17 protein-coding genes and 1 pseudogene are annotated in these 19,482 nt (G+C 70.8%); 12 read left to right on the forward strand and 6 right to left on the reverse strand.

From position 1 onward, the window contains the following. The first annotated feature begins 190 nt into the window (after positions 1 to 190). The 5 genes from ACIOHC_RS07500 (at position 191) to ACIOHC_RS07520 (ending at position 8,004) form a co-directional block, all read left to right on the forward strand. Positions 191 to 1,546, forward strand: coding sequence for a sensor domain-containing protein (locus tag ACIOHC_RS07500; RefSeq protein WP_351084985.1), 1,356 nt, complete (start codon positions 191 to 193; stop codon positions 1,544 to 1,546). Between the two features lie 184 nt (positions 1,547 to 1,730). Beyond that, on the forward strand, positions 1,731 to 2,405 hold the full coding sequence (locus ACIOHC_RS07505) for a response regulator transcription factor (protein ID WP_305137553.1): 675 nt from the start codon (positions 1,731 to 1,733) through the stop codon (positions 2,403 to 2,405). 328 nt (positions 2,406 to 2,733) lie between these two features. Further along, positions 2,734 to 4,689: a 2-oxoacid:acceptor oxidoreductase subunit alpha gene (locus ACIOHC_RS07510; protein ID WP_351084983.1), complete on the forward strand. Its 1,956-nt coding sequence runs from the start codon at positions 2,734 to 2,736 to the stop codon at positions 4,687 to 4,689. Further along, positions 4,682 to 5,740 (forward strand): 2-oxoacid:ferredoxin oxidoreductase subunit beta, encoded by a 1,059-nt coding sequence (locus tag ACIOHC_RS07515; RefSeq protein ID WP_351084981.1) that lies wholly within the window; start codon positions 4,682 to 4,684, stop codon positions 5,738 to 5,740. The genes ACIOHC_RS07510 and ACIOHC_RS07515 overlap by 8 nt, the downstream gene beginning before the upstream one ends. 308 nt (positions 5,741 to 6,048) lie before the next feature. Then, positions 6,049 to 8,004 carry an APC family permease gene (locus ACIOHC_RS07520; protein WP_351072677.1) on the forward strand — a complete coding sequence of 652 codons (1,956 nt, stop codon included), beginning with the start codon at positions 6,049 to 6,051 and terminating at the stop codon, positions 8,002 to 8,004. On the opposite strand, the gene ACIOHC_RS07525 is transcribed toward ACIOHC_RS07520, so the two are convergent. Then, positions 7,992 to 8,405, reverse strand: a complete 414-nt coding sequence (locus ACIOHC_RS07525; protein WP_351072675.1) for a helix-turn-helix domain-containing protein — start codon at positions 8,403 to 8,405, stop codon at positions 7,992 to 7,994. The genes ACIOHC_RS07520 and ACIOHC_RS07525 overlap by 13 nt on opposite strands. 109 nt (positions 8,406 to 8,514) lie before the next feature. Here ACIOHC_RS07525 and ACIOHC_RS07530 point away from each other — a divergent pair, with 109 nt between their 5' ends. After that, positions 8,515 to 9,375, forward strand: coding sequence for an SDR family oxidoreductase (locus ACIOHC_RS07530; protein WP_401841856.1), 861 nt, complete (start codon positions 8,515 to 8,517; stop codon positions 9,373 to 9,375). Between the two features lie 151 nt (positions 9,376 to 9,526). After that, positions 9,527 to 10,501 carry an EamA family transporter RarD gene (gene rarD, locus ACIOHC_RS07535; protein WP_351072671.1) on the forward strand — a complete coding sequence of 325 codons (975 nt, stop codon included), beginning with the start codon at positions 9,527 to 9,529 and terminating at the stop codon, positions 10,499 to 10,501. On the opposite strand, the pseudogene ACIOHC_RS07540 reads toward rarD, so the two are convergent. Then, positions 10,383 to 11,840 (reverse strand): annotated as a pseudogene (locus ACIOHC_RS07540) (MFS transporter); the annotation flags it as partial. The gene rarD and the pseudogene ACIOHC_RS07540 sit on opposite strands and share 119 nt — an antisense overlap. Positions 11,841 to 11,980: 140 nt before the next feature. Here ACIOHC_RS07540 and ACIOHC_RS07545 point away from each other — a divergent pair. The 3 genes from ACIOHC_RS07545 to ACIOHC_RS07555 all read left to right on the forward strand — a co-directional run bounded on the left by ACIOHC_RS07545 (position 11,981) and on the right by ACIOHC_RS07555 (position 14,400). Next, the gene (locus ACIOHC_RS07545) at positions 11,981 to 12,433 is read left to right on the forward strand and encodes a helix-turn-helix domain-containing protein (protein ID WP_351072669.1); all 453 of its coding nucleotides are present in this window, start codon (positions 11,981 to 11,983) and stop codon (positions 12,431 to 12,433) included. A 70-nt stretch (positions 12,434 to 12,503) separates the two neighbouring features. Then, positions 12,504 to 14,114, forward strand: coding sequence for an FAD-dependent monooxygenase (locus tag ACIOHC_RS07550; RefSeq protein ID WP_351072667.1), 1,611 nt, complete (start codon positions 12,504 to 12,506; stop codon positions 14,112 to 14,114). A 94-nt stretch (positions 14,115 to 14,208) separates the two neighbouring features. Further along, positions 14,209 to 14,400, forward strand: coding sequence for a hypothetical protein (locus ACIOHC_RS07555; RefSeq protein WP_351072665.1), 192 nt, complete (start codon positions 14,209 to 14,211; stop codon positions 14,398 to 14,400). 32 nt (positions 14,401 to 14,432) lie between these two features. On the opposite strand, the gene ACIOHC_RS07560 is transcribed toward ACIOHC_RS07555, so the two are convergent. Further along, positions 14,433 to 15,044, reverse strand: coding sequence for a CGNR zinc finger domain-containing protein (locus ACIOHC_RS07560; RefSeq protein WP_401841859.1), 612 nt, complete (start codon positions 15,042 to 15,044; stop codon positions 14,433 to 14,435). Positions 15,045 to 15,066: 22 nt separating this feature from the next. On the opposite strand from ACIOHC_RS07560, the gene ACIOHC_RS07565 reads away from it, so the two are divergent. Continuing rightward, the gene (locus ACIOHC_RS07565) at positions 15,067 to 15,516 is read left to right on the forward strand and encodes a VOC family protein (RefSeq protein ID WP_401841861.1); all 450 of its coding nucleotides are present in this window, start codon (positions 15,067 to 15,069) and stop codon (positions 15,514 to 15,516) included. A 309-nt stretch (positions 15,517 to 15,825) separates the two neighbouring features. Here the strand turns inward: ACIOHC_RS07565 and ACIOHC_RS07570 are convergent, their stop codons facing one another. Then, on the reverse strand, positions 15,826 to 16,764 hold the full coding sequence (locus tag ACIOHC_RS07570) for a nitroreductase/quinone reductase family protein (RefSeq protein WP_401841864.1): 939 nt from the start codon (positions 16,762 to 16,764) through the stop codon (positions 15,826 to 15,828). Between the two features lie 635 nt (positions 16,765 to 17,399). Between ACIOHC_RS07570 and ACIOHC_RS07575 the strand changes: the two genes are divergently transcribed. After that, positions 17,400 to 18,206: an HAD family hydrolase gene (locus ACIOHC_RS07575; RefSeq protein ID WP_365692472.1), complete on the forward strand. Its 807-nt coding sequence runs from the start codon at positions 17,400 to 17,402 to the stop codon at positions 18,204 to 18,206. Between the two features lie 97 nt (positions 18,207 to 18,303). On the opposite strand, the gene ACIOHC_RS07580 is transcribed toward ACIOHC_RS07575, so the two are convergent. Together ACIOHC_RS07580 and ACIOHC_RS07585 are read right to left on the reverse strand one after the other, a co-directional pair. Then, positions 18,304 to 18,750, reverse strand: a complete 447-nt coding sequence (locus tag ACIOHC_RS07580; protein ID WP_351072655.1) for a hypothetical protein — start codon at positions 18,748 to 18,750, stop codon at positions 18,304 to 18,306. A 51-nt stretch (positions 18,751 to 18,801) separates the two neighbouring features. Beyond that, complete coding sequence (locus ACIOHC_RS07585) at positions 18,802 to 19,395, reverse strand: TetR/AcrR family transcriptional regulator (protein WP_351072653.1); 594 nt, start codon at positions 19,393 to 19,395, stop codon at positions 18,802 to 18,804. Between the last annotated feature and the right edge of the window lie 87 nt (positions 19,396 to 19,482).

The raw sequence follows: 19,482 nt of genomic DNA on the forward strand, positions 1-19,482 counted from the left end.
GGTCGAAGACGGATACCGCCCTCATGGTGCGCCGGCCCGAGGCCCAGCACCCTTGTGGGAGCGACCGGAGCCCCGGAATCACGGGGGCACCGGCCACCGCCCCGGAACGCCGGATCCCAGGACCCCGGGGAACCCGGAGCACGAACCCTCGACCGCATCCCAGACCGCCGAGAAGAAACGGACAGCACCCATGGCCACGGCATATGGACCGGACACTCGGGACCACCAGCGGTCCGGAGCCGGTTTCGGGGACCGACCCCCGGTGAAGCACGTCTTCCCCGCGGCGCTGCGCGCGCCGCTGGAGGGCAGGACCTGGCGCGAGTTCGGCTATCTCCTGCTGAGCCTGCCGATCAGCACGGTGCTGTTCAGCCTCTCGATCGCCCTGACGTCCCTGAGCGCCGGCATGCTGATCACCTTTCTCGGCATCCCGATCCTGGCCGGCACGCTGGCCATGTGCCGGGGGTTCGGCGCGCTGGAGCGGGCCCGGGCGCGCGGGCTGCTCGGGCTGGACGTGGCGGACCCGGCACCGGCGCGCGGCAAGACCGGCGGCCTGATGCCCTGGGTGGGCGCGGTCCTGAAGAGCGGGGTCTCCTGGCGGCATCTGCTCTACGCGCTGCTGCACTTCCCGTGGGCGGTCTTCGCCTTCGTCGTCTCGCTGACCTTCTGGTCGTGCGGGTGGGCCACCTTCACCTACCCGCTGTGGCAATGGATCTTCCCGGCGACCATCGGGGCCGGCGGCATCCAGCTGTACGGCGACGACCACCGGCGGATCTACCTCGACGCCCCCTTCGAGCTGGCCGCGACCAGCGTGTGCGGTCTGGTGGTCGTCCTCATCACCCCGTGGATCATCCGTGGCCTGACGAGCGTGGACCGGCTGATGGTGGCCGGGCTGCTCGGGCCGTCCCGGCTGGCGACGCGCGTCTCGGAGCTGGAGTCGGACCGCGGGGTGGTCGTCGACACGGCCGCCGCCGACCTGCGCCGCATCGAGCGCGACCTGCACGACGGCGCACAGGCCCGCCTCGTCGCCCTCGCCATGGACCTGGGCCTCGCGAAGGAGAAGCTGACCGACGACCCCGAGGCCGCCGCCCGCATGGTCGACGAGGCCCACGGCGAGGTCAAGGTCGCCCTCCAGGAACTCCGCGACCTCGCCCGCGGCATCCACCCCGCCGTCCTCACCGACCGCGGACTCGACGCCGCGCTCTCCGCCATCGCCTCCCGCTGCACCGTCCCCGTGACGGTCGAGGTGGATCTGGCGTCCCGGCCCGCCCAGGCCATCGAGGGCATCGCGTACTTCACGGTCTCCGAGCTGCTGCAGAACGTGAGCAAGCACGCCCGCGCGACCCATGCGTCGGTCGATGTGTGGCGGACCGCGGACCGGCTGCTGGTCCAGGTCGTCGACAACGGGCGCGGCGGCGCCGACGTGTCGTCGGGGAGCGGGCTGGCCGGGCTGGCCGAGCGGCTGGAAGCGGTGGACGGCGTCCTCGTCGTGGATTCGCCGCAGGGCGGTCCGACGCGGATCACGGCCGAGTTGCCGTGGCGCGGCTGAGCACACCCCCATGGCGCCGTAACGGGAAAACCCCAGGTCGCAGCGGCTTTCACTGCTCCTCGTCCCCGGTCGCCGCACCGGCTCGATTCCGAGCCGGTGCGGCGGCCGGGGACACCGCGCTGTCGATACTGCGATGCTGGAAGCCGTACGGGCAGAACCAGCGAACAGTGGGGGAAACAGCGTCATGGTGGAGGACAGGGTGCGGGTAGTCATCGCCGAGGATTCGGTACTGCTCCGGGAGGGGCTCACCCGGCTGCTGACCGATCTCGGGCATGACGTCGTCGCCGGGGTGGGGGACGCCGAGGCGCTGATCAAGACGGTGCACGATCTCGCCGGGCAGGACGCGCTGCCCGATGTGGTGGTCGCCGACGTGCGGATGCCGCCGACCCACACCGACGAGGGCGTGCGGGCGGCCGTACGGCTGCGCAAGGACTATCCCGGGATCGGGGTGCTGGTCCTTTCGCAGTACGTCGAGGAGCAGTACGCGACCGAGCTGCTGGCCGGGTCCAGCCGGGGTGTGGGGTATCTGCTGAAGGACCGGGTCGCCGAGGTCCGGGAGTTCGTGGACGCCGTGGTCCGGGTGGCGCAGGGCGGCACGGCGCTGGACCCGGAGGTGGTGGCGCAGCTGCTGGGCCGGAGCCGTAAGCAGGACGTCCTGGCCGGGCTGACGCCGCGCGAGCGCGAGGTGCTCGGCCTGATGGCGGAGGGGCGGACGAACTCCGCGGTGGCCAGGCAGCTGGTGGTGAGCGACGGCGCCGTGGAGAAGCACGTCAGCAATATCTTCCTGAAGCTGGGCCTGTCGCCCAGTGACGGGGATCACCGCCGGGTGCTGGCGGTGTTGACCTACCTGAACTCCTGAGGAGCTGACACCCTGTCAGGTGTCTGATGGGGGTCGCGCGAATCACCGAGGTCACCGCGGGGACCGGCATCGGCCGCCGCGGTGACCGGGATCCCGGTCACCGGAGAACACTCCGGGGTCCTAGAACCAAAGAATGAGTGCGCAGCGTCTTCATCGAACGGCTGGGGGGCTTGCGAAACATGACAAATCGCTATGAAATCGCGTCTCAAAACAACGTCCACCATATGATCGGTCCAGGGAAGGCGACCCTTACCGACGTAGGGTGGGCCTTGGGACCGCCGGCGGGCCGGCCGGTCCCGAGCCGCCGCCCCGAGGGAGGTCCAGTTCAGTGACCAGCCAGGTCAGTAGCCCAGCCGAACAGGCCGATGAGGCCAGCGAGGCGCTCGTCGGGGGACAGCGTGCCCCCCGCCCCGGTCACGCGGGCGCCGGCGAGAAGGAGATCCGCCGTCTGGACCGGGTGATCATCCGTTTCGCGGGTGACTCCGGAGACGGTATGCAGCTCACGGGTGACCGGTTCACCTCGGAGACCGCTTCCTTCGGGAACGATCTTTCCACGCTGCCGAACTTCCCCGCCGAGATCCGCGCCCCCGCAGGCACCCTGCCGGGGGTTTCCTCGTTCCAGCTGCATTTCGCCGATCATGACATCCTGACGCCGGGCGACGCCCCGAACGTCCTGGTCGCGATGAACCCTGCCGCCCTCAGGGCGAATCTCGGCGATGTGCCGCGCGGCGCCGAAATCATCGTCAACACCGATGAATTCACCAAACGCCCGATGGCGAAGGTCGGCTATGAGACCAGTCCCCTGGAGGACGGCTCACTGGAGGCGTACAACGTCCACCCGGTGCCGCTGACCACGCTGACGATCGAGGCGCTGAAGGAGTTCGGGCTCTCCCGCAAGGAGGCCGAGCGCTCGAAGAACATGTTCGCGCTCGGGCTGCTCTCCTGGATGTACCACCGGCCGACCGAGGGAACCGAGGCGTTTCTTCGCGCCAAGTTCGCGAAGAAGCCGCAGATCGCCGAGGCGAACGTGACCGCGTTCCGCGCCGGGTGGAACTTCGGGGAGACGACGGAGGACTTCGCGGTCAGCTACGAGGTGGCGCCCGCCTCCCAGGCCTTCCCGACCGGCACGTACCGCAACATCTCCGGGAACCTGGCGCTGTCCTACGGCCTGATCGCCGCGGGCCGGCAGGCGGATCTGCCGCTCTACCTGGGCTCGTACCCGATCACCCCGGCCTCCGACATCCTGCACGAGCTCAGCAAGCACAAGAACTTCGGTGTACGCACCTTCCAGGCCGAGGACGAGATCGCCGGCATCGGTGCCGCGCTGGGCGCCGCGTTCGGCGGGTCCCTCGCGGTGACGACGACCTCCGGGCCGGGTGTGGCCCTGAAGTCGGAGACCATCGGGCTCGCCGTCTCCCTCGAACTGCCGCTGATCGTCATCGACATCCAGCGCGGCGGCCCGTCCACCGGCCTGCCCACCAAGACCGAGCAGGCCGACCTGCTCCAGGCGATGTACGGGCGCAACGGCGAGGCGCCGGTCCCGATCGTCGCCCCGAAGACCCCGGCGGACTGCTTCGACGCCGCGCTCGACGCCGCCCGGATCGCGCTGACCTACCGCACCCCGGTCTTCCTGCTCTCCGACGGCTACCTCGCCAACGGCTCCGAGCCGTGGAAGATCCCCGAGATCGACGAACTGCCCGATCTGCGCGTCCGGTTCGCCACCGGCCCCAACCACGAACTGGCCGACGGCACCGAGGTGTTCTGGCCGTACAAGCGCGACCCGCAGACCCTGGCCCGCCCGTGGGCGATCCCCGGCACCCCTGGCCTCGAACACCGCATCGGCGGCATCGAGAAGCAGGACGGCAGCGGCAACATCTCCTACGACCCCGCCAACCACGACTTCATGGTCCGCACCCGCCAGGCCAAGATCGACGGCATCGAGGTCCCCGACCTCGACGTCGACGACCCGGCCGACGCACGGACGCTCGTGCTGGGCTGGGGCTCCACCTACGGCCCCATCACCGCCGCCGTCCGCCGGCTGCGTGCCGCAGGGCACCCCATCGCCCAGGCCCATCTGCGCAACCTCAACCCCTTCCCGAGGAATCTCGGCGAGGTGCTGAAGCGCTACGACAAGGTGGTCGTGCCCGAGATGAACCTGGGCCAGCTCGCCACGCTCATCCGGGCCAAGTACCTCGTCGACGCGCACAGTTACAACCAGGTCAACGGTATGCCGTTCAAGGCCGAACAGCTCGCGACGGCTCTCAAGGAGGCCATCGATGCCTGACACCAACGAACTTCTCCAACTGGTGCCCAAGGCCGAGGCCAAACAGTCCATGAAGGACTTCAAGTCCGACCAGGAGGTGCGCTGGTGCCCCGGCTGCGGTGACTACGCGGTCCTCGCCGCCGTCCAGGGCTTCATGCCCGAACTCGGACTGGCGAAGGAGAACATCGTCTTCGTCTCCGGCATCGGCTGCAGCTCCCGCTTCCCGTACTACATGAACACCTACGGGATGCACTCGATCCACGGCCGCGCCCCGGCCATCGCCACCGGCCTCGCCTCCTCCCGCCGCGACCTGTCCGTCTGGGTCGTCACGGGCGACGGCGACGCGCTGTCCATCGGCGGCAACCACCTCATCCACGCGCTGCGCCGCAACGTGAACCTCAAGATCCTGCTCTTCAACAACCGGATCTACGGACTCACCAAGGGCCAGTACTCCCCCACCTCCGAAATCGGCAAGATCACCAAGTCGACGCCGATGGGCTCGCTCGACGCTCCCTTCAACCCGGTGTCCCTGGCCATCGGAGCGGAGGCGTCCTTCGTCGCCCGCACCATCGACTCCGACCGCAAGCACCTCACGAGCGTGCTGCGCGCGGCGGCCGACCACCCGGGCACGGCGCTGGTGGAGATCTACCAGAACTGCAACATCTTCAACGACGGCGCCTTCGAGATCCTCAAGGACAAGGACCAGGCGCAGAACGCCGTCATCCGGCTGGAGCACGGCCGGCCGATCCTCTTCGGCACGGACGACACCAAGGGTGTGGTCCGCGACCCGGCCACCGGCGACCTCAAGGTCGTCACGGTCACGGAGGAGAACCGGTCGCAGGTCCTCGTCCACGACGCCCACGCCGCCAGCCCCACCACGGCCTTCGCGCTGTCCCGGCTCGCCGATCCCGACACCCTGCACCAGACCCCCATCGGGGTACTGCGCAGCGTCGACCGGCCGGTCTACGACACACAGATGGCCGAACAGCTCGACACCGCCGTCGAGAGAGACGGCAAGGGCGACCTGGCCGCACTGCTCGCGGGCAACGACAACTGGACGGTCGTCGGCTAGGGCTGTGGCCGGAGAGGTTTGCCGGGAGGCGCGGCGTCCGGTGCGGTGCGTCGCACGGCGGAGGATCGCCCTCGTGCCGGACGCACTCGGGTGATGCGACACCGCGGCGAGGTGCCGTGCCGGGCGTCGCGAGCCGGTGAACCTTCCCGGTCACAGCACCAGGGCCGTGCGTTCGGATCCGGCCCGATCCGAACGCAAGGCCCTCGTCGACACCCGCAGGGGTGCGCCGCCTCGCCGGACGGGCTGAATTTCGGCCCGTCCGGCGTTTGCGACCAGGGGTGCGACCGGCCACCGCGCACCATGTGGCCATGGCCCTGGACCGCCCCGCGTACCGCATCAAGCGGCGTCTGCTCGGCAGAGCGCTCACCACCGAGCGCATCAGCGAGGAGAAGCTCGACAACCGGACGGCGCTCGGGGTGCTCGCCTCCGATTGCATCAGTTCGTCCGCGTACGGCTCCGAGGAGATGCTCCGGGTCCTCGTGCCCGTCGTCGGTGCCGCCGCCTTCACCCTGCTCATGCCGGTCACCGGCGCGATCCTGCTCGTCCTGCTGCTGCTGACCCTCTGCTACAGCGATGTCGTGATGATCTACACCCGGGCGGGCGGTTCGTACGTCGTCGCCCGGGAGAACTTCGGGCCCAACGTCGCGCAGATCGCCGCCGTGGCGCTGCTGGTCGACTACATCGTCACCGTCGCCGTCCAGGTCTCGGCCGGCACCAACGCCCTGATCTCGCTCGCCCATCTGATCGGCAACGGCTTCACCGGCCTGGACCATCTCCAGCTGCCGGTCTCCGTCGCCGTCATCGTGCTGCTCGCGTACGGGAATCTGCGCGGGGTCCGCGAGGCGGGCCGGGCCTTCGCGCTGCCCGCCTATCTCTTCATGACCGCCGTCGGCCTCATCCTGCTCGTCGCCGCTCTGCGCGGGCTCACCGGTGAGCTGCCGCACGCCGATCTGCACGCCGACGGGGTCGTGCCGCTCGGCACCCCGGGCAACGGCTGGCTGTACGGCGCCTCGCTCTTCATCGTGCTGCGCTCGTTCGCCAACGGCGGCTCGTCCCTCACCGGGCTCGAAGCGATCTCCAACGGCATCTCCACGTTCCGTGAACCCCAGGGCCGCAACGCCCGCCGCACCCTCATCGCCATGAGCGTGGTCCTGGGCATCCTCGTCCTCGGTGTCTCCACGCTGGCGCACTTCACCCATGCCGTCCCGTACACCGACGGCACTCCGACCGTCATCGCGCAGGAGGCCCATCTCGCGTTCGGCGGCGGCCCGCTCGGGACGGTCGGACTGGTCTTCGTACAGCTGGCGACCGCGCTGGTCCTGTACACCGGCGCCAACACCCCGTTCACCGGCTTCCCGTACCTCGCCAGCTTCGTCGCCGCGGACCGGTTCCTGCCGAGGATGCTGACCCGGCGCGGGCACCGGCTGGCGTTCTCCAACGGCATCATCGCGCTGACCGTCGTCTCGCTGGCGCTGCTGCTGGTGACCGGCGCCAGCGTGGACCGGCTGGTGGCGCTGTACGCGATCGGCGTGTTCACCGCCTTCACCATGGCCGGGGCCGGTCTCACCGCGTACCACCTGAGGCGCCGGGAGCCGTACCGCAGGCTGAAGATCGCGGTCAACGGACTCGCCGCGGCCAGCTCGGCCACCGTCGTGCTGATCTTCGCGGTCACCAAGTTCACCGAGGGCGCCTGGCTGGTCGTGGTGGTCTTCCCGCTCGGGGTCTGGGCACTGACGCGGATCAATCGCGAGTACCGGCACGAGGCCGCCGCGCTGCAGAGCATCCATGCTCCGGGCGCCGACCGCGCGCGCTACCGCCGCCATCTGGTCTTCGTCCTCGTCGAGACGCTCGACCTGGCGACGCTGAAGGCCCTGCGGTACGCCCATGAACTGCGCCCGGACGAGATCCGGGCGGTGCATTTCGCGATCGACGAGGCGTACGGCAGACGGCTGGCCGCCCGCTGGGAGGCGACGGACGCCACATCCGTCTCGCTGGAGCTGGTGCAGTGCCCGGACCGGCGGCTGCGCCACGCGATGAAGGAGCTGGCCTCCCGCACCACGGAGGACGGGAACACCTGGCTGACGGTGCTGGTGCCCCGGCGGACGTACAGCAATGTGCTCGGGAAGCTGCTGCACCGGGGCACGGGCGAGCAGATGGCGAAGACACTGGCGCAGCTGCCGCACGTGGCGGTGACGATCCTGCCGTTCGACGTCTCGCGGGCGCTGCGGGCGCTGGAGGAGGGGCGCTCGCCTCAGCTGGACTGATCCTGCAGCCCCCGGGCGTCCCGCGCCTTCTGCCGGTCATAGGTCCCGCGCGCCGCCTGCACGGCGTCCAGGCGGCGCTCCGTCCAGCGTGCCAGCGCCCACACCTGCTCGGCGGCCTCCCTGCCCAGCCCGGTGAGCGAGTAGTCCACCCGCGGCGGGATCACCGGTTTCGCGTCCCGGTGCACGAAGCCGTCGCGCTCCAGCGTCTGGAGGGTCTGGGCGAGCATCTTCTCGCTGACGCCGCCGACTTCGCGGCGCAGTTCGCTGAAGCGGTACGAGCGTTCCAGCAGGGCGGCGAGGACCAGCACGCCCCAGCGGCTGGTGACATGTTCGAGCACCAGCCGGGAGGGGCACATCTGCCGGTTCACATCGGGCTTCGGGTTCAGGTCACTCACGCTCATGCCAGTACCTTACTTCAAAGTGGGTACTTTCGATTGGTTAGTGCACTCCGTAGAGTGAGTGGCACCGGACCGAACAAGGGCCGGTGCCACCCAAGAGGAGAAACCCCCCATGAGCATCGTTGTCACCGGAGCCACCGGAGAGCTCGGCCGCCTCGTCGTCGACCAGCTGCTCACCACCGTGCCCGCGAACGAGATCGCCGCCGTCGTCCGCGACGAGGAGAAGGCCGCCCCGCTCGCCGCCCGCGGCGTCGAGCTCCGCGTCGCCGACTACGACCGTCCGGAGTCCCTCAAGGACGCCTTCCGGGCCGGTGACCGCGTCCTGCTCATCTCCGGCAGCGAGGTCGGCAGGCGTGTGCCGCAGCACACCGCCGTCATCGACGCGGCCAAGGCGGCGGGCGTCGCCCAGCTCGCGTACACCGGCGTACTGGGCGGCCCCGAGGCCGACTTCCAGCTGGCCGCCGAGCACAAGGTCACCGAGCAGCTGATCCTGGACTCCGGACTGCCGCACACCTTCCTGCGCAACGGCTGGTACACCGAGAACTACACCGCCAACCTCGCCCCCGTCCTGGCGCACGGCGCCGTCGTCGCCAACGCGGGCGACGGCCGGGTCGCCTCCGCCACCCGCGCCGACTACGCCGCCGCCGCGGCCGCCGTGCTGACCGGCGAGGGTCACCTGGGCGCGGTCTACGAACTGAGCGGCGATGTCGCCTGGTCGTTCGCGGAGTACGCCGCCGAGGTCGCGCGGGCCACCGGCAAGGAGATCGTGCACAAGAACGTGCCGGCCGCCGTGCACCAGGAGATCCTGGTCGGCGCCGGTCTGCCCGAGGGCTTCGCGGCGATCCTGGTCGACGTGGACGCGGCGATCGCGCGCGGGCTGCTCGCCGGGACGAGCGGCGACCTGGCCCGGCTGATCGGCCGCCCGACGACGCCGCTGGCCGAGACGGTGGCAGCCGCGGTGGCCCCGGCGTAACCTCGCCCGCCCCCCGCCCCCCGCCCCCCTTCCCCCACACCTCAGGGGCCCCATGTCATGACCGTATGGCGATACGGCTATGACATGGGGCCCCTTCGGCGATACCGTCGTGCAGTCGGCGGAGCAGTTGACACAGACATGCGGAGGGTCCGTGAAGGGGACAAATGAACAGCGGGCCGGACTGCTGTCCGGCATCGGCGCCTACGGCCTGTGGGGTCTCGTCCCCCTGTTCTGGCCGCTGCTGAAGCCCGCCGGCGCGATCGAGATCCTCGCCCACCGCATGGTCTGGTCCCTCGCGGTCGTGGGCATCGCGCTGCTCGTACTGCGCCGCTGGTCATGGATCGGTGAGCTGATACGTCAGCCGAGGAAGCTCGGCCTGATAGCGGTCGCCGCGGCCGTGATCACGGTCAACTGGGGCCTCTACATCTGGTCCGTGAACAACGGCCATGTCGTCGAGGCCTCGCTCGGCTACTTCATCAATCCGCTGGTCACCATCGCCATGGGCGTCCTGCTCCTCGGTGAACGGCTGCGCCCCGCGCAGTGGGTGGCGGTCGGCACCGGCGTCGCGGCGGTGCTCGTGCTGGCCATCGGTTACGGACAGCCGCCGTGGATCTCGCTGATCCTGGCGTTCTCCTTCGCGACGTACGGCCTGGTGAAGAAGAAGGTCAACATGGGCGGCCTGGAGTCGCTCACCGCCGAGACCGCCGTGCTCTTCGTGCCGGCGCTCGGCTATCTGCTGTGGCTGGGCGCCCGGGGCGACTCGACGTTCGGCTCCGAGGGCCTCGGTCACGCGTCGCTGCTGGCCGCGACGGGGGTCGTCACGGCCACGCCGCTCGTCCTGTTCGGGGCGGCGGCGATCCGTGTGCCGCTCTCCACGCTGGGCCTGCTGCAGTATCTGGCGCCCGTCTTCCAGTTCGTCCTCGGCATCCTGTACTTCCACGAGGAGATGCCGCCGGAGCGGTGGGCCGGGTTCGCCCTGGTGTGGCTGGCGCTCACCCTGCTGACCTGGGACGCGTTCCGGACGGTGCGGCGGACGAGGGCGCAGGCGCTGGCTCTGGCCGCGCAACCGGCGCCGTCGGCCGGGGACACCGCTTCGTCCTCGCCCTCCGCAACCCCAGCGCGGTGACCAGCGCCCCCACCGCCACCATCACCACCGGGACGACGAGCGCCACCCGGTAGGCCGCCAGAACGGCTCCGGGCGAGCCGTCCGTGCCCGCCGACGCGATCCCGTACACGGCCGTCACCGCCGAGATACCGACGGCCGAACCGAACTGCGTCGAGGTGTGCAGGAGTCCGCCCGCCAGGCCCTGCTCCCGGTCGGGTACGCCGTCGGTCGCCGCGATGGTCAGCGGACCGTAGGCCAGGGCGAAGGCGGCCCCGATGAGGATCAGCGTCGGGAACATCGCCGCGTACGACCAGTCCGTCCCGACCGGCAGGAACAGCGCGTACGAGACCACGGCGAGGACGAAGCCGCCGAGGGCGACCCGGGCATTGCCGAACCGGTTCACCAGGCGTGGGGTGAGGGTCGGCGCGATGACCGCGTCGGCACCCATCGCCACCAGGGCGAGTGCGGTCTGCAGCGAGGACCAGCCGCGCAGTTCCTGGAGGTAGAGCGTCACCACGAACTGGAAGCCGAAGAACGAGCCCACGAACAGCAGGGCGCCGAGGTCGGCGCGGATCATCGAGGCCCGGCGCAGCAGGGCGAGTTCGACCAGCGGCGCCGCGGAGCGCCGCTCGATCAGGACGAAGGCCGCGATCAGGAGCAGCCCCGCGGCGAACGCCCCCGCCGACCATCCCCAGCCCGCCGCCCCGTGCTCCAGGCGCACGATCCCGTACGCGAACAGCAGCATCGCCCCGGCCGCCGCGGCGGCCCCCGCCAGGTCGAAGCCGCCGGTGCGCGCCGGACGCGCCTCGGCCGGGACGATCCGGAGCGCGGCGAGCAGGATCGCGCCGGCCAGCAGCACGGGCGCGAAGAACACCCATCGCCAGCCGAGCTGGGTGAGCAGCCCGCCGATGACGAGGCCGAGCGAGAAGCCGCCGGCGGCGGTGCCGGCGAAGACCAGCAGCGCCTTGTTGCGCTGCGGCCCCTCCTCGTAGGAGGTGGTGATGAGCGACATCGCGGCCGGGGTCATGAACGCGGCGGCCACCCCGGTGACGAAGCGGGCGACGAGCAGCATCCAGCCCTGCTCCGCGAAGCCGCCGAGGCCGGAGAAGAGCAGGAAGACGGTGAGCCAGAGCAGGAACATCCGCCGCCTGCCCAGCAGGTCGGCGGCGCGCCCGCCGAGCAGGGTGAAACCGGCGTATCCGAGCACATAGGCGCTCATCACCCACGCCGCGCTGCCGGTCGACAGACCGAGATCGGCCCTGATCGAGGGCACGGCCACGGCGAGCATGGCGACGTCGATGCCCTCCAGGAAGATCGTGCCGCACAGGACGAGGAGCAGGACGCGGGCACGGGCGGTCATCACGGGCGGTCGGCTCCGGGCAGGCGATTCGGGCGCGGCAGACACAACTGTCCCCTTCGGGTACGTGAATGGATCGGTTACTCGGAAGAAGGCCGGTTCCCTCTTGTAACCAATGGCATCGTGCGCCAGCATCGGTTGCCGTGGAAGAAGGCACTTCGAAGTCACCGAGTCACCTCAAGGGCACCGGGAGCGCGGGCGAGCTGATCGGCGATCCCGATCCCTTCCAGTGGGACACCCGCGAGGGCTGCGAGGTACGGCAGATCCTCGACCGCGTCGCCGACAAGTGGTCGCTGCTCGTCATCGCCCTGCTGGACCGGCGCAGGCTCCGCTTCACCCAGCTGCGGCGCGAGATCGACGGCATCAGCCAGCGGATGCTGACGGTCACCCTGCGCCAGCTGGAACGCGACGGACTGGTCGAGCGGACGGTCCACGCGGTGGTGCCGCCGCGCGTGGAGTACGAGCTGACGCCGCTCGGCGGCACGCTGCACGCCACGATCCGCGCGCTCGTCACCTGGACCGAGGAGCACCGGAACGAGATCGCGAGGGCACGCGCCGCGTACGACGCCCGCGGGGTCACGGACACACAATCTTAGTTACCGAGTTGCTTTTATGACTCGGTTGCGTTTTCCTGGATCTCCACGCAACCACGGCCGAGGAGCCTCCATGCCCGCATCCGCCCCGGCGCCCACCACCCAGGTCCTGATCGTCGGCTCGGGCCCGACCGGCCTGACCCTGGCCTGCGAGCTGGCCCGGCGCTCGATCGACGTACGGATCATCGACAAGTCCCCGGACTTTCCGCGCAGTTCGCGGGCCAAGGGCCCCAACCCCCGCTCCCTGGAGGTCCTGGAGGACCTCGGCGTCGTGGACCGGGTGCTGGCGGCGGGCTCGAGGCCGCCGCTGATGCGCAAGTACCGCAACAGGCTGCCGATCGCCGACACCGACCCGTTCGAGGCCTCCGCCCCGACGCCCGACACCCCGTACGACCGGCCGTGGATGATCGCCCAGTGGCAGCTGGAGGAAATCCTGCGGGATCGCCTGGCGGAGTACGGCGTGCGCGTCGAACTCGGTTCCGAGGCGGGCGGGTTGACGGTCGGCCCCGAATCGGTGACGGTCGCGCTCACCGACGGCCGGAGCATCGGGGCGCGGTACGTGGTGGGCTGCGACGGCGCGCACAGCCCGGTACGCAAGCTGCTCGGCGTCGCGTTCGAGGGGACGACGGCCGAGGAACAGTCGATGGTCTGCGGGGACGTGGAGGCGGACGGCCTCGACCGCGGCTACTGGCACCAGTGGTTCGACGAGGACGGCGCCGTGCTGCTGTGCCCGATCCCGGGTACGGGTGCGGGCTGGTGGTTCCAGGCGGGTCCGGAGCGGGACGGTACGGGAGCCTGCGTGCCGCCCTCGCTGGAGAGCTTCCAGCGGCTCTTCGCCAAGCACACCGGGCTACCGGGCACCCGCTTGTCGCGGGCCGCCCTGCTGTCCACGTACCGGGTCAACGAGCGCCTGGCCGACCGCTACCGGGTGGGCCGCGTGCTGCTGGCCGGGGACGCCGCGCACGTGCACTCCGTCGCGGGCGGGCTGGGCATGAACACCGGGATCCAGGACGCGTACAACCTGGGCTGGAAGCTGGCCCGGGTCGTGACCGGCCGGGCGGATCCCGGGCTGCTGGACACGTACGAGGAGGAGCGGCTGCCCGTGGCCTCCTGGACGCTCGGCATCACCTCCGAGCGGCTGCGGGTCACGCTCGACGCGATTCTGCGGCCGGGTGGCGGCCTGGACTCGGCGGTCACCGGCGAGACCATGGGGCTGAGCCTCGGCTACCGCTGGAGCTCGCTCTCCCCCACGGGCTCCACCACCCGCCTGCGAGCGGGCGACCGCGCCCCGGACGCCCCCTGCCTCGACGCCGGAACGGGCGCACCCACCCGTCTCTTCGAGGCGTTCGCCGGCCCGCACTTCACCCTGCTGGGCTTCGGTCCGGGCACGGCGGAGGCACTACGGGCGACGGAAGCGGCGTACGGCGACGAGGTGCGGGCGTACGCAGTGGCCGGCGGCCCCGCCGGGGCGAACGGGGACGGCCCCGCCCGGCTGACCGACGAATCGGGCCACGCCCGGACGGCGTACGGCATCGAGCCCGGCGCCGACACGCTCGTCCTGGTCCGCCCGGACAATCACGTGGGCCTGATCGCGCCGGCGACGGACCACCGGGCCGTCGGGGCCTATCTGGACCATCTGGACCATCTGGACCACGTGAGCGGTACGGCATTCAGGCGGCTCTGAGCGCGTCGCGCCGGACACGCCTCGAAATCATCACACTTTTATATTTTCCTGACATCTTATGAACCGACTCATGCTGATGTCCGGGAGTTCCCGCATGCTCCTGCGCACCGCCGTCGCGGCCCTGTCCACGCTGTCGTTCCTCGTCTTCGGAACCTCGCCCACCGCCCACGGGGACACCGGCACGGACCGGACCCTCCCGTCCGGCCCCGATTCCCCGCACCGCGTCCACGCCATCGAGGCGTACGCCCGGCAGCACGCCCCCGGCCCCTGGGTCACCGCCTCGTGACCGCTCCTGTGCGGGCGGCGCGATCGCGGCCCTCAGGCGTTCGGGGCGTGCCGGGCGCGGTGGGCCCGGACCTTGTGGAGGTTTCCGCAATGCTCCATCGCGCACCAGCGCCGCCGACCCGGCCGTGAGGTGTCGACGAAGAGCAACTTGCAGTTGTCGGAGCCGCATTCGCGGAAGCGGTCGGCATAAGGGCCGGCGAACAGCTCCACCGCGTCACGGGCGACGGTCGACAGAAGGGCCGTTCCGGTGGCGGCCGGGGCCCACGCGAGGCCGCCGGAGCCGGCGTCGATGCGAGGAACGAGCGGGGGCTCGGCCGCCACGGCGTTCACCGTGGCGAGGTCGGCCGCCGGGAGCGGGCGGCGGTGCGCGCGGGCGGCGGCCAGATTCCAGAGGGCGCCGCGCAGCTCGTGCGCGCAGCGCAGCTCCGCCGCACTCACCGAGAGGGACAGGCCGTCCGGCAGCCGGCTCTCGCCCGCCCATCGCACCAGGTCGGCTGGGGTGTGCAGCACCTCGTACGCCGCGTATCGCGCATACCCGCCGGTGGGCAGCAACTCCAGGCACAGAGCGCCGGGATCGAAGCGATACGGGCGGCCTTCCCGGGTACGGAGGATCAGTCCCGGCATGCCCGTTGCCGACTCGCTCATGTAACCACTATAAACGGTTTCCATGACTCTGCACTGGAAGATCGTCATCGACGCGTCCGACCCGCACGCCCAGGCCGCCTTCTGGGCCGAGGCTCTCGGCTACCAGGTCGAGGACAACAGCGCACTGATCGAGCGAGTACTCGGCCTCGGGGCAGCGCCGGAAGAGGCAACCGTCCTGGTCGACGGCCGCCGGGCCTGGCGCGACCTCGTGGCGGTGCGGCACCCGGACGATCCGTACGAGGAGGAGAGCGGAACGGGCCTCGGGCGGCGGCTGCTGTTCCAGCGCGTACCGGAGACCAAGACCGTGAAGAACCGCCTCCACCTGGATGTGCACGCGGGCCCGGGGCGGCGCGAGGCCGAGGTGAAACGGCTGGAGGCGCTGGGCGCGACGGTGCTCCACAAGGTCGAGCAGCCCGGGGGCACATGGACGGTTCTCGCCGATCCCGAGGGCAACGAGTTCTGTGTGCAATAGCGTCGCACGACGCCGGCGCCATGGAATTCCCGTCGCCTCCGGGTGCGTCGGCCGCCGCGATGAGCCCTGGCCCATGACCGCTCGGACAGGGCCGCGCGGCAGCGCGCGTGTCCGCCGGGGCCCTGCCGCCCACCTCCGAGGTGGGCGGCAGGATCCGGCCCGGACCCGGAGCGGCCGGTTCAGCCCTCGACCACGTCCTGGGGATACCGGCGCAGCTCCACGGTGTTGCTTCGCACGGCACAACCTTTCAGCCATTCAGATTCGGGTTCAGGTTCGGTTCCGGCCCGGTTCGGTTCGGTTCGGTTCGGTTCAAGAAGCCTCAGCGGCCGTAGCCCCCGGAGGAACCGGAGGGCCCGGAGGCCATGGGACCTCCGCCAACAAGGGGAGGATCTGCTCCTCCTCGTAATCCAGATGCGCGTTCAGCTCCCCGGACATCCTGTCCAGCTCCGCATGGAAGCGCTCGGAATCCTTGATACCGATGTCCGCCAGCAGCGCCACCAACTCGCTCTGGATGCGCGCCACCGTGCGGTGTTCGTCGGTGAGCCGGGCGAAGGTGTCGGTCAGGTGCGGGTGGTGGCGGGCGATCCCGGGGAACAGGTGCGCGTCCTCGCCGGCGTGATGGAACTCCAGGGCCTGGCAGAAGGCCAGGCAGCGCTGCCGGATCTGGAGCCCCAGGCTCGGGGGCGGTGGCTCGCCGGGGCCCCGGTGGGCCGCGCGTGCACGGAAGTGCGCGTCGGCCTCCGCCTTCACCTGACGCAGCTGACCCCGCAGCCAGGTGTGGACCTCCATGACTTTGTCGGCAAGGGAGTTGACCTCGCGCGGGCCCTCCCAGCCGTCGGGCTCGGCGCGCTCCAGCACCACGACCGGCAGGAGCCGGGACGTCCGGGCCTGGTGGTCGCCGTACCCCGGCGCCGCCCTCACCACGTGCGCGAGGAGTTCGTCGCGCCGCGTTCCCTGCGCGGGGACGGCGAGGGCCTGGAAGGTACGGGTGCCGAGCTCCACCCGCACCACGGGGTGGGCGAGCAGATCGCGGTACCAAGCGGGGTGGGCCGGGGCACCGAGGTCGGAGCCGACGACCAGCAGCGAATCGCCGTGGCGGACGTGGCCGAGAGGGGTGGTGGACTCCTTCCCCGACCTCGCGCCGGTGGTCGTCAGCAGGAGCAGATCGGCACCTTCGAAGGGCCCGCCGACCTTCCCTCCCTTGGCGCGGAACTCCTCGATGACTGATGGGTCGAAAGACGTGGGCATACGGTTCTGTGTCTCCGGGACGAAGGGTGAGAGCCCGCAGTGACTGCGGGAACGGCTGACGTGCTGCGCATGGGACGCAGGCACCGCACCGGCTTCCGCCACGCGCGGGCAGCACTCGGCGCGCTACGGGGAAGCCCTCGGGGCGCGGCCTTCCGATGGCGCACAGGGCGTGCCGGGAAGCGCGAAGGCCGGGGACGGAGGTACGGCGGCTGCGCCGCGTCAGTTACAGGGTGCGGAGCAGGAACTCATTGACGGACCCCTCACGAAAGGGTGTTCGCCCGACCGCCGGCCGGCCCACTGCTCTTTGGCCGGCGTCACGCGACACCGGTTTCATTACATGCAGTCGGCCGCCGCCTGTCAACGCGGAAGCACCCGCGCGGAAGCCTCGGCAGGAGGCTGTTGCGACGTCACCCCGGGGCCGGCGGGGCATCCCTGTTCCGGCCAACTACGCTGCCCCACAGGCTCGTTGCCTACCCTCCGAGACGGCTCCGCCCGCGGCGGACGCGCCGGCCACCCCGTACGATCAAGGGGCGACGGGACGCCCCGTCCCTGCCGCGCCCGAACGCACCCCACTCCCGACCAGGGGAAAGTCAGTGATCACCGTCAGCCGGACAACGGCCTCCCGGGCCTGATCCGTGCCCATACGACCCGTGCACGCCCTCGTCGCCACCGATCTGGACGGCACCCTGCTGCGCCGCGACGACACGGTGAGCCCGCGCACCCGTGCCGCGCTCGCCCTGGCCGCCCGAGCGGGGGCGCGCCACCTCGTGGTCACCGGACGGCCCGTACCCGGCGTACGAGGACTGCTCGCCGGGCTGGGCTACCGGGGGCCCGTTGTCTGCGGGCAGGGCACCCAGCTGTACGACGCCGGGACCGGGCGCCTGGTGCACGCGATCACCCTCGACCGGGAGGCGGCGGACAGCGCGCTCGGCAAGATCGAGGCCCAGGTGGGGCCCGTCTTCGCGGCCGTGGACCAGGACGGCGTCGAGGGCCGGACGCTGATCGAGCCTGGATATCTGATGCCCCACCCCACGCTCCCCGCCCAGCGGACGCGTCATCGGCACGAGTTGTGGTCCGCCCCCGTCGTCAAGGTGCTCATCCGGCACCCCGGGCTGGGCGACGACGCGCTGGCCGAGGCTGCCCGTACGGCGGTCGGCGATCTCGCCTCCGTCACGCTCTCCGGCCCCGGCACCGTCGAACTGCAGCCGTTCGGCGTCGACAAGGGCAGCGGGCTCGCCCTGGCCGCCGACCTCCTGGGCGTGGACGCGCGCGAAGCGATCGCCTTCGGGGACATGCCCAACGATCTGCCGATGTTCCGCGCGGCCGGGTACGGCGTCGCGATGGCCGACGCCCATCCGGACCTCCGGGCCGCGGCGGACGAGGTGACGTCGTCGAACGAGGCCGACGGGGTCGCCGAGGTGCTGGAGCGGGTCTTCCGCTGAGCGGCGGGTCTCGCTCGCCGGGCAACACGACTCGCCGGACCGGAACCCGGCCGGGTCGGACCCCGTGCCCTCCGGGAGCCCCGCGCTCGGCCGGGCGTCAAAGAGACATCAGGCAGTAGAGCCGGTGCGGTTCGCGCCGGGCTCCGGCCTCCGCGGCCAGGGTCGCCAGTTCCCTGAGGAAGTCGGCCAGCGGACCCGGCTCGCAGTCGTCGCCGAACTCCTCGATGCGTGACCAGGGTTCGGCCACGGCCTCCAGCTGTCCGGGCCGCGCGGACGCGAGGGCGTCGCGCAGCTCGTCCGTGAGGGTGACCAGCCAGCTGGAGTCGTCCTCGGGAGAGCTGAGCAGCTGGTTGAAACGCGGGAGCGCGACGACATCCGTGTACGGCAGGCCGGTGAGCAGGCTCTCGGCCTGCCCCAGTTGCACATACGGGTCGATCCCCTGGACCGGGAGCAACGGCATCCCGGCCGCTTCGACACCCGGGCCGAAGACCGTCAGGGCCGTGGTGTCGTCAGGAGCGCTGAAGTAGTCGTACAGGCTTCCCATGCCCGCATGCTCGCACGCCCGTCCGACAGTGTGATGCCGTCCGGCCGGATCTCATGGCTCCGGTGACGCCCCCAGCGCCCGCAGCACGTGATCGACCAGCGCCCTGATCGTCTCCTCGTCCTGCATCGGCTTGCGCAGCACATGGCGGTAGTACACCGGGCCGTACAGCATCTCCACCGCCAGCGGGAGGTCCGCGTCCGGCGGAATCCGGCCTTGCTCCTGGGCCCGGCGCAGACGGTCGACCGCCTCCTCGAAGCGGGGATCGATCAGCTTCGTCCGAACGGTTTCCGCCAGTGCGTCGTCGTGGTGGACCTCGGAGAGGATCCCGGCGTACGCGGGGCCGTAGGGCGGCGTGGAGAGCAGCTTCACCGCACCCATCACATTGGCCCGCAGGTCGGCGGCGATGTCGCCGGTGTCGACGAACGGTGTCGTGCCGACCAACGCGTCGGTGAACGCCTCCAGCATCACCGCGCTCTTCGAAGGCCACCAGCGGTAGATCGTCTTCTTGCTGACACCCGCCCTGGCGGCGATGGCCTCGATGGTGACGCGGCCGTACCCCTTCTCCGTGCACAGTGCGAGGGCGGCCTCCAGGGTCGCCCTTCGTGATCTCTCGCTGCGGCGCAGTGAACTCGGCGATGTGATCATTCGGTGAGCATAGGCGTGTTTGAGCCAATCCTTGTTGACAGTCCGTCGCCAGAAGTCGAACAATACTGAGGCGGAAACGGAACGTGC

It is taken from the genome of Streptomyces sp. NPDC088252 (assembly GCF_044740965.1).
Lineage (GTDB): Bacteria > Actinomycetota > Actinomycetes > Streptomycetales > Streptomycetaceae > Streptomyces.